Below are 13,389 nucleotides of genomic sequence, written 5' to 3' on the forward strand. Positions count from 1 at the left end.
GCTTTTTCCTGTTAATCAGACAGCAGAGTACGTACATACTGACCATAGAATAGTTAAATGCGAGGAGGGAAGGGCATGAATGAGACAGGGTCCTGTATTGTACGTAGGGACCGAACGGTGCTGTTGGATTGCGCTCATCCAAACGCTCAGGCGGCGGGACGGAAATTGGGAGTGTTCGCCGAGTTGGTCAAGAGTCCGCCAGCTTATCATACTTACCAAATCACACCTTTGACCCTGTGGAATGCAGCGGCGCTTGGGGCTACCGCCGATAACATTATTGAACAATTGCATAAGCTCTCCAGATGGGATATTCCGGCGGGATTAGAGGAGGAGATCAGGCTTCTTCTGTCTCGGTATGGAAAATTGACACTACACAGCTCAGCCCGAGATCCGGGGGATATCGTCCTTAGAAGCGAAGATTCGTTGCTGCTTGATGAGCTGATGGAGCGCGAAGGGCTGGAAGGTGTGGGGCTCTGGAGAACGGGAGCTCTGGACTTATCCTGTAAGGCAGTGTTTCGGGGTGAATTGAAGCAGGAATTGACCCGGCTCGGATATCCTGTTCTCGATTATGCTGGATACCATGAAGGACAGGCGCTGCAGGTGAAATGGCGAGATGAGGGAGAGCACGGCATCCCATTCCGGCTGCGGAATTATCAGCAAGAAGCGGTGAAACAATTTCAGGGTACAGTCGGCAGCGGGGGAAGCGGTGTGGTGGTACTGCCCTGTGGAGCTGGCAAAACGGTCGTGGGTATGGCAGTGCTGGAGGCGCTCCAGTGTGAGACGCTGATTCTTACCTCCAATACCACTTCTGTCAGGCAATGGATAGAGGAGCTAGAGCGGTGTACGAATTTGACGGAAGATGCAGTCGGTGAATATTCGGGGGAAAAGCGTCAGGTGCGCCCGGTAACGGTCGCCACCTATCAGATTCTCACCCACCGCCGCTCCAAAGGCGGACCGTTCCTGCATATGAACCTGTTCAATGAACGGAACTGGGGACTGATTATTTACGATGAGGTTCACCTTCTGCCGGCCCCGGTATTCCGGGCGACAGCAGATATTCAGGCTACGCGTCGTCTGGGTCTGACGGCAACTCTTGTCCGGGAAGATGGGCGGGAGGGGGATGTATTCTCCCTGATCGGGCCGAAGCGCTATGAACTTCCCTGGAAGGTGCTGGAGCAGCAGGGCTGGATCGCCTCTGTGGAGTGTACGGAAATGCTGGTCCCGATGAACCCCGAATGGAGGAGGGAGTACACCTATGCAGGGAAACGGGAGAAATTCCGGCTTGCGGCTGTGAATCCGGCCAAGATAGATGCGGCCTCCCGCCTGCTGGAGGCGCATCAGGGGGCGGGTGTACTGGTCATCGGACAGTATTTGGACCAGTTGACTCAGCTCTCGGCTGCCCTGGGAGCACCGCTTATTACGGGGAAGACCCCGCAGCGGGAGCGGGGGGAACTGTACGCCGCATTCAACGAAGGCACCCTCCCCGTGCTGATCGTGTCCAAAGTGGCGAATTTTGCTGTGAATCTGCCGGATGCTTCCGTAGCTATTGAAGTGTCCGGTGCTTTTGGGTCCCGGCAGGAGGAGGCGCAGCGACTGGGACGCATCCTGCGGCCAAAGGCAGGGGAGAACAAGGCGTATTTCTATACGTTGGTGTCCGGTGACAGCCGGGAGCAGGAATTTGCCCGGCAACGCCGGATGTTCCTGACGGAGCAGGGGTATGAGTATCAGGTACGAATCGAACACCAGCCCGGGGAGGAGATAACATGAAGGATTTGACGCCTGATGCGCTGGAGCTGCTGGGCAGAATCTGCGCCGTGTATGGTGGCCAGCCTTTCGAAGAGGGGAAAGAAGAGCAACTGCGGCCGTCATATCTTAGTCGGGCGGAGCAGCGGCTGGCGCTCTCCGAGCTGCGCCGGGCCGGGCTGCTTATGGCCCGGCAGAAACTATGGGGGGAGAAGTTGTATCATATCCCGGCAGAGGTACTGGATGCTGTGTCCCTCCACTTCTATCCCTATAGCCCGGCTTCGCTTGCAGCCGGTGATGTAAGCCTGTCTATGGAAGCCGGACCGGGACTGTCCGGCGAGCTGTTCCGGGCGCTGCTGTTCACCGCCCGGGAAGGACTGCCCGTGACGGCCAAGGGGAGTATTCACAAGAAGCAAGTCAGCCGGCTTGCTGCGCAGTTGTCATTTGGAGCTGAGCATCTGCAAGGCTTGACAGCTCTTAGTTCGGACCAGGGTCAAGGCCGAGGAAATTCGCAAGAGCAAGGCCGGGCACTGGGGCAGGGCCGACCGGCAGAACACGAACGGAAATTGGGGCAAGATCGAGCAGCAGAACACGAACGGACATTGGTTCAAGGTCGAGTAGTAGAACATAGACGGACACTGGAGCAAGGGAGAGCAGCAGATCAAGGACTTGGGGGAAAGCAAGGGCGAAGCATAGGCCAAACCACGGGTACCTATCCTCTTGCTGTGACGTTAATAATGGACCTCATGCTGAGTCTCGGGCTGATCAGCCGTCAAGTGACGGGCTATGTGCTAGAGCGGGAAGCTCTGAGGACTTGGCTGCAACTGCCGGAGCCGCAGATGGTCAGCATCCTGTACGAAACGGCAGCCGAACGTTACGGCAGCCGGGAACCGGTCCAGCAGCATTTCCGGCTGCTGATCTCCCGCCAGGACATCTTGCCCGGCCAGTGGTATGCTCTGGCCGGGGTGCTGGACTGGCTGGCGGCGATGAATCCCGCCGCCTTGCTAGAGCGGACAGCCCTGGAAGCGGCCTGCCTGGCTTGGCTGCGCGCCCTGGCCGGCTTCGGCTGGGCCGAGCTGGGCAGCTTGCGAACCGGGGAGCTTTGCTTCCGCTGGACGGCCGCCAAGCCCCAGATTCAAGGCGTCCTGCCAGCTCCTACGGGTGCTGCGGAAGAACAGCCCCCGGCTGCCGCCTTTATCGTCCAGCCCGACTTCGAGGTGCTGGTGCCCCCCGAAGTTCCTTATGCCATGCGCTGGACGCTGGCAGCCTGTGCAGAGCTGCTCCAGTGTGATGTGCTCTGGAGCTTCCGCCTGACCCGGGAGATGCTGGAGCATGCCGCGGTTCAAGGGATGCCGCCCGGAGAGGTTTTCTCCTGGCTGCAGGACCATACGCCCGGTGGGCTCCCCGAGCAGGTGGAGTATTCACTGGAGCAGTGGGGCCGGGAGATTGGCCGTACAGTCATTGAGGATGCCCGGCTCTTGTCTTGCTTCAGTGAAGTAGAAGCCGAGATGATCGCCGCCCATCCCCGGTTGCAGGACAAACTCACCCGCCTTGGTCCGCTGCACTTTCTGGTGCAGCGAGTGCGGGAGGAGGATGTACGTCAGGAGCTAGCGGAGGCAGGCCTCGCGCCGCAGGGAACGATCAATGGGCGGGATCCGGAGAGGGCGGCAGAGATGCCGCTGTATCATCGAGAAAGGGAAAAAAAACCTACGGCCTATGCCGTGCCACCCTGGGAGCAGGGACTGTTGTCAGCGGTGACGGGAAATGCGCTTCGTTATTTACCTCTCGCTGATCCAGAGCCGGAGGCGTCATTCCTTATGGATGAGGGTCAGGTATCACCTATGTGGAGCCGGGAATGGCGGGCCTATCATGTCACGACGGCAGAGAAGGTGATGGAGCAGGGATTGCGCTGGGGCGTGAAGGTACGTATTTCATTGCAGGAACAGGAATGTCACTTCATTCCTCACCGTATCCAGCATAATCCGTGGCGCGTGACCGGTCATCTGCTGCGGAATCTGGACCATGAAGTGGAAGAAGTGGAGCTCACGGCTGCAGCGTGGAAGGAAATACAGCTTATTCTCCCGGCAACTGCTAGAAATTCCTCTTCTGCTGGAGCAACCGGTTATGTTATGATAGAAAAGTCTACTGCTGATGGTAGAACATTAACATAGAAGTGAGTTGAAGTTCATGAGCGTAGCGGAGATTAACACGGTTGACATGGCCGAAGTGCTGACATACGCCTATGAATTGGGCGATATGATTAATCAATCCGCCGAAGTGTCGGATTATCTATACTGGAAAGGCCGGGTTGATGCCAACCCGCAGATCCAGGTTATGGTTAGAAAGCTCCAGAGCAAGAAGGATTTATTCGAAGAGACCCAGCGGTTCGGGCATTTTCATCCCAACTATCATTCTGCCAAGGATGAGGTGCTGATTGTGGAAACCGAGCTGGAACAATTTGAGGAGGTTGTCCGCTTCAAGACAGCGGAGAAGACGCTGGATGACATGCTTCATTCCATGTCGGAAGCGATTGCTTTTTCCGTATCGGAGAGCATCAAGGTTCCAAGCAATGATCCGGCGCCGAAGGGCGGCGGCTGTGGCAGCGGCGGGAAGTGCTCCTGCGGATAGCGTCACCAGAAGAGAGAGAAAGGTTGGATGAGACTATGTTTCCGGAACGTACAGGATATATTGTTTGGGTCAGCGACGTTAAGGCGGCGCGCAATCTGGAGAAATACGGCACATTGCATTATGTGTCCCGGAAGATGCATTATGCAGTAATGTATGTCAATTCGGATCGGGCCGAGGAAGTGATGAAGAACGTCCGCAGACTTTCCTACGTACGGAAGATCGAACGTTCTTACCGTAACGAACTGAAGACCGAATATACCAGCAACGGACCGGACAAGAGCCGTTATTACGGGCTGTAACTGTTGTGATATGGACAGGCGCTTTGCGCCTGTTTTTTTGTACAGCGATAGAGGTTTATTGAGGCGTTAAGCCGAAAGTTTTTACGGAGAGTAGTAACCTGCCTCTTTCGGAGGCGGCGAGTTGATTCTTTTTACATAGTTTATCTCGGGTTAATATAACCTGTGTATGCTGGGGGAAAGTCACCCTAGGGAGGAGGTTTTGAATATATGCTGCTCCAGATAGGGGATATTGCGGAGCATATCACGCAGATTTCTCCTGCCAGCAAATGCGAGACCGTGGATCATATTTTCAAAAGTGATCCCCAGCTTCAGGGAGTGGTCGTAATCGACAACGATTATCCGGTGGCCCTGATTATGAGAATTCGATTCTATCAGCAGATCGGTACCTTGTACGGGTATACATTGTATATGGGAAGACCGGTATCCCTGGTGATGGACAGGGACCCGCTAATCGTGGAATATAAGACACCGATCACCGAGGTGAGCAAGCTGGCCATGAACCGGCAGGTGGAGAATCTGTACGACTATGTCATCGTCACCCATGAAGGAAGAATGTTTGGCGCCGTAAGTGTCAGGGATCTGCTGCTGAATTTTGCCGAAATCCAGGCAATGGCGGCGAGCTTTCTTAATCCGTTAACAGGTCTGCCTGGCAACATGAGCATCAATGAATGTCTGGTCAAATGCCTGCATCAGGAGCGCTTCAGTGTACTCTATATTGACCTTGACCACTTTAAGGCCTATAACGATACATATGGTTTCAAGGAAGGCGATCGGATGATTCAGGCCACCGCCGAGATTGCGAAGCACTGCGCGCTGCGTCTGGAGGGTTTCTTAGGTCATATCGGCGGGGATGATTTTATCGTTATCATAGACAACCATCACTATACCGAGGCTTGTAGAATCCTCATTGAAGAGTTTGATTCAGCGATTAAGGATTTCTATCATTCTCAGCATCTGGCTCAGAAATATGTGCTGACAGAGGATCGCTCGGGGCTTGTCGGGGAAATTCCGTTGGTGTCTATATCCGTTGCGGTGGTAACCAATCGGTATCGGCAGTTTGATTCCATTGAGGATATCGCCGGGGAAGCCGCACGGGTCAAGAAAAAATGCAAGCTGGTGCCGGGAAGCTGCTATGTCGATGATGCGGAGCCCGTACATTTAAAGTAATCTCAGGGTGAGGAACAATACCGGTCACAGTAAAGTTATATCAGAGGGCGTGAGCCATTCTCCACACAGAGGTCAAGGACGCTTGTACAAGCTACAGCAAATGAGGTAAGATGACAACAATAAGTGCATGCCTAGACGGTGGAGTGTGATGATGATGCGCGACAAGGGTACGGAACGGTGGGGCACCTATGAGCCCTTCCACATCATGCTGAATGACTACAGGATCGCAGATATTGTGATCACGAATCATGCAAGAAGCCGTTACCTGGACCGGATTAGCGAAGAGGCTGCCGACCCTGGTCAGATTTCTGTCTGGTTATGGCAGTGTCTGAAGCAGAAGCGGATGAGGGCCTATTCCGGTAGTGAGCAGAGCGCGTACCTCATTGATGACGACGTGGTGATCATAGCCGAATTCACGGCGCTGGAGGGTGAACGAACCGTCTCCGGTCATCCGTTGTATATCATGAACGTCATTTCGTTTCTCGGCTCTCTCTCGAAAGCTCCCGAGCTGCGGGACTTGCAGCAGTACTATTCATGGCTGCGTCATTCCCGCCGCATGCAGCTGGCCAGAAAAAACCGTAAACGAAGATAGCGGGTACAGAAAGCTGGGGGCATGCGGTGTAAGCCGCATGTCTTTTTTATAAGCTGCTAGCAGGGCAGAATTAGGATGGACGAAGGAGTTGCGAGCATGAATTTTCATCAGCTGCATATTTTTTATGCCGTGTCCGAACGGGGCAGCTTCTCGGCGGCTGCACAGACGCTGCATATGACGCAGCCTGCGGTCACTATGCAGGTGCAGGCGCTCGAGGACTATTTTGGGGCCAAGCTGTTCAATCGTTCCACCAAAAAAATAATGCTGACCGAGGCGGGGCAGACGCTCATGCCTTATGCTCTACGTAGCCTTGAACTTATGCGCGAGACCGATCAGGCGATGTCGGCATTCACTCATATGCTAGAGGGACGACTCCAGCTTGGCGCCAGTCTGACGATCGGGGAGTATGTCCTGCCCCGGTTACTGGGTCCTTTTGCCAAGGAATATCCCCACATCTCGATCATGATGAAAGTGATCAACACCACGCAGATCATAGAGGAGATTACGAAGCATCAGTTGAACTTCGGTCTGATTGAAGCCCCTGTGACCCATCCAGATATGGTGATCGAGCCTGTTTTGGGTGATGAGCTGAAGCTGATTGTACATCGGGACCATCCGCTGGCTGTAAGGGAAGAGGTCACACTTGCGGAAGCGCTGGCCTATCCATTCGTATTGCGCGAACAGGGCTCCGGTACAAGGCGTGTCATGGAGGAACAAATTCTGGACAAAGGTCTCGAACCCTCATCGATGAAAATTGTAATGGAGCTGGGCAGCACTGGAGCTGTGAAATCAGCAGTGGAAGCGGGACTCGGTATAACGATGATCTCCACCTCCTCAGTGAAGCATGAAGTTACGCTGGGTTTGTTGAAAATTGTGAATATCTCGGACGCGTCTTTTAAAAGACAGTTCTATGCGATCCATCTCAAATCAACGTTATTGCCAATCTCAGCAGTCACGTTCCTGACTTTTTTGCGGGAGCATGCTGGCGAACATTGACGGAAATGCTAGATTAGCAGGAACCTATAAACCTGGAACGGAGTGGCAGTATGGGAAATGATACAAAGCATAAGGAAGACAAGGCGGCAGAGCGTTCGGCTCTTGCGGGACGCTGTGATCTGCATACGCATACACAGGCTTCGGACGGCATGCAGCCACCGGCAGAGAATGTTAGACTGGCGCGGGAGAAAGGACTTGGGGCGGTAGCGATCACGGATCATGATACCGTGGCAGGCATTGCGGAAGCGCTTCAGGCAGGGAAGGAGTACGGGATCACGGTGGTTCCGGGCGTGGAAATCAGCACTCGTGCCGGTGGAAAGGATATCCATGTATTGGGTTATTATGTTGATTCAGGCGATGAAAGATTCCTCTCTCGCCTGGCTGGACTTAGAGAGACCCGTGACCGGCGTAATGAAGAGATTGTGGGCAAGCTGCGAGAACTGGGCATCGAGATTACTTTGGCAAAGGTAGTTGCGGGAATTGGGCGAGAACTGCGGCCAGATGAGAGTATTGGACGTCCGCATATTGCCGATGAACTGGTGCGTCTGGGCGTTGTACAGAATATGCGGGAGGCCTTTGACAAGTATTTGGCCGAAGGGGCCGCAGCCTTTGTCTCGCCGCCGCGTATTTCGCCGGAAGAGGCCTGCGCGTGGATCGGTGAAGCCGGAGGCAAGGCAGTGCTAGCCCATCCGGGACTCTATGGTGATGATGAACTGGTGCGCAGCATTTTACAGCAAGGGACCTTCACCGGCATCGAAGTCTATCATTCGGATCATGGACGTGAGGAAGAAACGCGCTATTTGACGATGGCACAGGACTATATTCTAGCTGTGACCGGGGGCTCGGACTTTCACGGCGAACGTCAGGGTGTTGTCTTTCATGGAGAACTCGGTAGTGTGAACGTCCCTGTAGATGTACTGGATCTGATAGGTAGAAGGTAGAACTCAAGTGCGTTTATGTTAAAAGAATTCCCTGGCTGCTATAGCCAGACGTATGCGCAATAATAAAAGAGCCTCTGGCCCATTCACATATTGATGGATGATGACCGGAGGCTCTATTTTTATGACAAGCGCTGTCTCTTACAATCTTGACATGTGCTATCTCTTACAATTAGCTTCTCAGTGTATTCGGTAGGGCCTTGATCGTATCTTCTACCGGGGTCACAAACAGGGTCTTCTGATGATCATAGATGACATACCCCGGCTTGGAGCCACTCGGCTTACGCACATGGCGGATCAGGGTGCAATCTACAGGAACACTGCTCGATTGCTTAGCCTGGCTAAAGTACGCAGCCAATTGAGCAGCCTCTTCCAGCGTGGCATCCCCGAAGCTCTCACTGCGGATAACGACGTGCGAACCCGGGATATCCTTGGTGTGCAGCCAAGTATCGTTCGATGAGGCCAACCGGTTCGTGAGGTACTCGTTCTGTAGATTATTTTTGCCGACATAGATGTCAATACCCTCTGAAGAAGTGAACACCTGAAGGGTGGGACGGGTCGCTTTTTTCTTCTTCTTGCCCTTCTTGCTTCGGTCCCGCAGATATCCTTGTCCCACTAGTTCATCGCGGATCTCTTCGATATCATTCAGCGAGGCGTGGTCGAGCTGCTGCAGCAGGCTCTCCATGTAGGCGATCTCTTCATGTGTTTTGATCAATTGCTCGTCAATGACCAGCAAACTGTTCTTGTACTTGTTGTACTTCTTGAAGAAGCGCTGTGCATTGTCCGAAGGGTTCAGGAGCGGGTCGAGCGGTATCGTAATCTCTGCCTGATTCTCGTCATAGTAGTTGACCAGCACCGCCTGCTTATCGCCTTTGGATACTGCATGCAGTGAAGCGAATAGCAGCTCGCCCCAAATCCGGTAGCGATCTGCTTCCTGGGCTTCCTCCAGATCTTCCTGCAGCTTCGCCAGCTTCTTGACATTCTTCGTCCGTTCGTTGCCCAGGAAGCGGATGAGGTCGCTGACCCGCTGTTTGACGGTATCCCGTTCGGCCTTATCCCCATAATAATCTTCCATGCACTGGCTGATGGAATCATAGTGCTTCGCTTGTTCATCAGAGAGAGTAAGCGGAATTGCAGAGAAGATCAGCTTACCTTTTGCATTGGCTCCGGAGATCGGCGAGAAAGAAAAATTCCGTACCGGCTCCATGACCGAATGAAAGGCGTCCCATAAGCGCTCTGCCTCTGTTGTACCGGCTGCCACTTGATGATAGCGATGCACGATTTCGCCTGCGACAAGTGGGCTGAGGCCGCTAAAAGCATGCACGATCCACCCGATAGGGTCGGCGGAAGGTGCGGGTCCGCCCGAACCGTCTTTTTGCGGGGTTAGGGAGAGTTCGTTAGACTCAACTTCATCACTATCAGTGACTTGAAGGGCGGCGTCTCTCTCAGCAGAAGCAACTAGCTCCAGGAACTCCTCGCGTCCAAGTTCTAGAGGATTTAGCTTGTGCTGCTGGGGTGGCTCAGTGTAGGCGAAGCCCGGCATAATGATCCGGTAGCTACTGATAGAAGGCGTAACATGATGAATGCCGTCAACGATTGTGCCATTCATATCTGTGAGAATGATGTTACTGTGTCTGCCCATCAGCTCGATGATGATTTTTTTGGCGGAAACATCACCAAGCTCATCTCTCTGTTTAATGTGGATATGGATAATCCGCTCCATGCCCACTTGGGTGATACTTTCTATAGTTCCGCCCTCGCAATGTTTACGCATTAGCATACAGAACATTGGCGCTTCGGGTGGATTGATGCTGTTCCTCTCCGTGAGATGCAGACGGGGATAGGTCGGGTTCGCAGATAGAAGCAGCTTTCCACCGCCGCCCTGTCCTCTCAGAATAAAGATGAGGTCATGAGTGGTGGGTTGATATATTTTGCCTATGCGTGCACCTGTAAAGGCTTGCAATTCCTGCACGATAGCTCGGGTAACAATGCCGTCCAATGCCATAATATAGATCTCCTGTCGCCATAAAATTGAAATTGTTATCCCTCTATGATGCCACACTTCGCGGTCTTCGTGCAAAAGGAGAAGTTCGCAGGGTGATATTTTGGGACGACCCCGAATAGACTTGGTCATGAACAGGTGGAAAAGCTGTGCGCCGCCGGAAGTCAAGAAACGACCGGGAGGGGAAAGAAAAGACATGGAACAAAACAGTTGGCACCGGCTCGGTGCAGAGGAACTGCAGAAAATCTTCGGTGTTCATCCGCAGACCGGACTCCGAGAGGAGGAGGCCACGGAAAGGCGCAAGGAGAACGGCTACAACGAGTTGACTGAAGGTAAGGCCATCTCTCCGCTGACATTGCTGCTGAATCAATTTAAAGACTTCATGGTGCTTGTCCTGATGGGGGCAACGTTTATCTCGGGCCTGCTCGGAGAGTATCTGGATGCGATCACTATTATTGCGATTATTCTGCTTAACGGGGTGCTGGGCTTCGTGCAGGAATTCAGGGCTGAACGCTCCTTGCGGGCGCTGAAGCAATTGTCAGCGCCCACAGCGAAGGTTATTCGTGATGGTAAAAGTCAGACCCTTCCCGCCAAAATGCTATTGCCCGGTGATATCCTTCTGCTGGAGAGCGGGGACCGGATTCCGGCAGATGTCCGCTGGCTGGAATGCAGTGCGCTCTATGCGGAGGAATCTGCACTTACCGGGGAATCCCTGCCGGTGTCCAAGCATTCGCAGCCGATCCATGCTGAAGAGATCCCACTAGGTGACCAGAAGAATATCGGCTTCATGGGAACTATGGTCACACGCGGGACAGGCAAGGCTATTGTTGTACGCACCGGGATGGATACGGAGATGGGCAAGATCGCTGATCTGATCCAGAACACGGACGCCCAGGAAACCCCGCTCCAGCATCGGCTGGAGCAGCTCGGCAAGATTCTGATTTATGTTGCGCTAGGTCTGACTATTGTGGTTGTGCTGGCCGGTATTATGCACGGACAACCCGCCACGGCGATGTTCCTGGCTGGCGTCAGTCTTGCGGTTGCAGCCATTCCCGAAGGCTTGCCGGCTATCGTCACGATCGCGCTGGCACTGGGTGTTCAGCGTATGATCAAGCGCAAGGCGATTGTGCGTAAACTGCCATCGGTGGAGACATTGGGCTGCGCCTCAGTGATCTGTTCCGATAAGACCGGTACGCTGACCCAGAACAAGATGACCGTGACCCAGGTTTGGAGTGGGGGACGCAGTCTGGAGGTCACAGGAGAGGGATATTCACCTACCGGTCAGATTCTGCTGAAGGGTCGGGCTGTTGAGCTTAAGAATGATCAGAGTCTGCGCCGTCTGCTTCAGGTCAGCGCGCTCTGCAATAACGCGGAAATCGTAGAGACTTTTCCTGAGGACCAGGGTAAGCGCAAAAAAGGCAAGGACAGTGATGGGGACAAGGAACAGCAGGGTCAGGCGGTATGGGAGCTAAAGGGCGACCCGACGGAAGGGGCTTTGGTTGCACTATCCTCTAAGATGGGGTTGACTCCGCAGTTTCTGGCGGGCACATATACCCGTGAGAAGGAGTTTCCATTCGATTCGGAGCGCAAACTGATGTCTGTTGTTGTAGAGCATCCCGGTGGTCGTATGGTTTGCACCAAAGGCGCGCCTGATGTGCTGCTAAGCCGCTGCTCCTACCTGCTCTGGGAGGGTGCGGTAGTTCCTTTCACGCCTACATTGCGCCAGAAAGTGATGGATGCCAATGAAGCGATGGCTTCAGGCGCACTTCGAGTGCTGGCCATGGCGTACCGTGATCTGCGTGCGAATGAGGTCGTGGGCGAGGACAAGGAAGCGGAGTCTCAGTTAATCTTCGTCGGACTTGCGGGAATGATCGATCCGCCGCGCCGCGAGGTACGCGATGCGATCAGTATTACACGCCGGGCAGGGATTAAGACGGTTATGATTACCGGTGATCACGGGACAACGGCGGAAGCCATTGCCCATCAGCTCGGTATTCTACAGCGGGGCGGTACGGTGCTGACCGGTACGCAGCTCAGCCGGATGGATGATGATGAACTGGATAAGGTGTCAGATAACGTGTTTGTATACGCCCGCGTGTCGCCGGAACACAAGCTGCGGATCGTCAAATCGCTGCAGCGACATGGCCACGTCGTAGCGATGACGGGTGACGGAGTCAACGACGCCCCTGCTATCAAGGCGGCGGATATCGGGATCTCAATGGGGATTACCGGAACAGATGTGACCAAGGAGGCTTCCTCGCTGATTCTTGGCGATGATAATTTCTCTACGATTGTGGCGGCCATTGAAGAAGGCCGGAACATCTATGAGAACATCCGCAAGTTCATCCGCTATCTGCTGGCTTCCAATGTCGGGGAGATTCTGACGATGTTCTTCGCCATGATGTTAGGGCTGCCCCTGCCGCTCGTGCCCATTCAGATTCTGTGGGTTAATCTTGTCACGGACGGATTGCCAGCCATGGCACTGGGCGTCGATCAGCCGGAGAAGGACCTCATGGAACACAAGCCGCGCGGCGCCAAAGAGAATATCTTTGCCCGCCGCCTCGGCTGGAAGATTATCAGCCGCGGTTTACTAATCGGCCTGTGCACGTTAGGGGCCTTCTGGCTGACACTGCGTATCGCGCCGCAGAATCCGGATCAATTGATCCGGGCGCAGTCGGTTGCTTTTGCCACATTGGTTATGGCCCAACTGTTCCATGTGTTCGACTGCCGTAGTTCCCGTTCGGTGTTCCATCGCAATCCGTTCCAGAACAAGTATCTTGTGTTGGCCGTATTATCTTCCATTATTCTGATGCTGGCCGTCATGTACTTACCGGTGCTGCAACCGGTCTTCAAGACAGTGCCGCTAAACTTCCGCGAATGGTGCCTGGTGCTGGTAGCTGCCGGCATCCCTACCTTCCTCATGGGAGCAGGCAGCGTATGGGGGGGCAGACGCAACCGTCACAGCATGAACAGAGGCGGTCGCTCGGTGATAAAAAGTACAAAAATTTCGGCATAAAGTCAATA

Annotated in this window: 10 protein-coding genes; 9 read left to right on the forward strand and 1 reads right to left on the reverse strand. The window is 54.1% G+C overall.

Annotated elements, in window-relative coordinates; translation table 11 throughout:
• Positions 1-75: 75 nt before the first annotated feature.
• From ACFVRY_RS01200 to ACFVRY_RS01235, 8 genes are all read left to right on the forward strand, one after another.
• Positions 76-1,767: a DNA repair helicase XPB gene (locus ACFVRY_RS01200; protein ID WP_387496208.1), complete on the forward strand. Its 1,692-nt coding sequence runs from the start codon at positions 76-78 to the stop codon at positions 1,765-1,767.
• Positions 1,764-3,914 (forward strand): helicase-associated domain-containing protein, encoded by a 2,151-nt coding sequence (locus ACFVRY_RS01205; RefSeq protein ID WP_387496210.1) that lies wholly within the window; start codon positions 1,764-1,766, stop codon positions 3,912-3,914. The genes ACFVRY_RS01200 and ACFVRY_RS01205 overlap by 4 nt, the downstream gene beginning before the upstream one ends.
• A gap of 16 nt (positions 3,915-3,930) precedes the next feature.
• Complete coding sequence (locus tag ACFVRY_RS01210; protein ID WP_066370779.1) at positions 3,931-4,371, forward strand: YlbF/YmcA family competence regulator; 441 nt, start codon at positions 3,931-3,933, stop codon at positions 4,369-4,371.
• 35 nt (positions 4,372-4,406) lie between these two features.
• A complete protein-coding gene (locus ACFVRY_RS01215) occupies positions 4,407-4,670 on the forward strand; it encodes a YlbG family protein (RefSeq protein ID WP_066372879.1) in 264 nt (87 codons plus the stop codon).
• A gap of 207 nt (positions 4,671-4,877) precedes the next feature.
• Positions 4,878-5,837: a GGDEF domain-containing protein gene (locus ACFVRY_RS01220; RefSeq protein ID WP_387496213.1), complete on the forward strand. Its 960-nt coding sequence runs from the start codon at positions 4,878-4,880 to the stop codon at positions 5,835-5,837.
• A 154-nt stretch (positions 5,838-5,991) separates the two neighbouring features.
• Entirely contained in the window at positions 5,992-6,429 is a 438-nt protein-coding gene (locus ACFVRY_RS01225) for a hypothetical protein (RefSeq protein ID WP_387497713.1), read from the forward strand.
• A gap of 96 nt (positions 6,430-6,525) precedes the next feature.
• Positions 6,526-7,425 carry a selenium metabolism-associated LysR family transcriptional regulator gene (locus ACFVRY_RS01230; RefSeq protein WP_387496216.1) on the forward strand — a complete coding sequence of 300 codons (900 nt, stop codon included), beginning with the start codon at positions 6,526-6,528 and terminating at the stop codon, positions 7,423-7,425.
• A 50-nt stretch (positions 7,426-7,475) separates the two neighbouring features.
• Positions 7,476-8,366, forward strand: a complete 891-nt coding sequence (locus ACFVRY_RS01235; RefSeq protein ID WP_387496219.1) for a PHP domain-containing protein — start codon at positions 7,476-7,478, stop codon at positions 8,364-8,366.
• 169 nt (positions 8,367-8,535) lie between these two features.
• Here ACFVRY_RS01235 and ACFVRY_RS01240 read toward each other — a convergent pair whose 3' ends face one another.
• Entirely contained in the window at positions 8,536-10,368 is a 1,833-nt protein-coding gene (locus ACFVRY_RS01240) for an Rqc2 family fibronectin-binding protein (protein WP_387496222.1), read from the reverse strand.
• Between the two features lie 193 nt (positions 10,369-10,561).
• Between ACFVRY_RS01240 and ACFVRY_RS01245 the strand changes: the two genes are divergently transcribed.
• Positions 10,562-13,381, forward strand: a complete 2,820-nt coding sequence (locus ACFVRY_RS01245) for a calcium-translocating P-type ATPase, SERCA-type (protein ID WP_387496225.1) — start codon at positions 10,562-10,564, stop codon at positions 13,379-13,381.
• Positions 13,382-13,389: the final 8 nt, after the last annotated feature.

The organism is Paenibacillus sp. NPDC057934 (assembly GCF_042887565.1).
Classification (GTDB): Bacteria; Bacillota; Bacilli; order Paenibacillales; family Paenibacillaceae; genus Paenibacillus_AQ.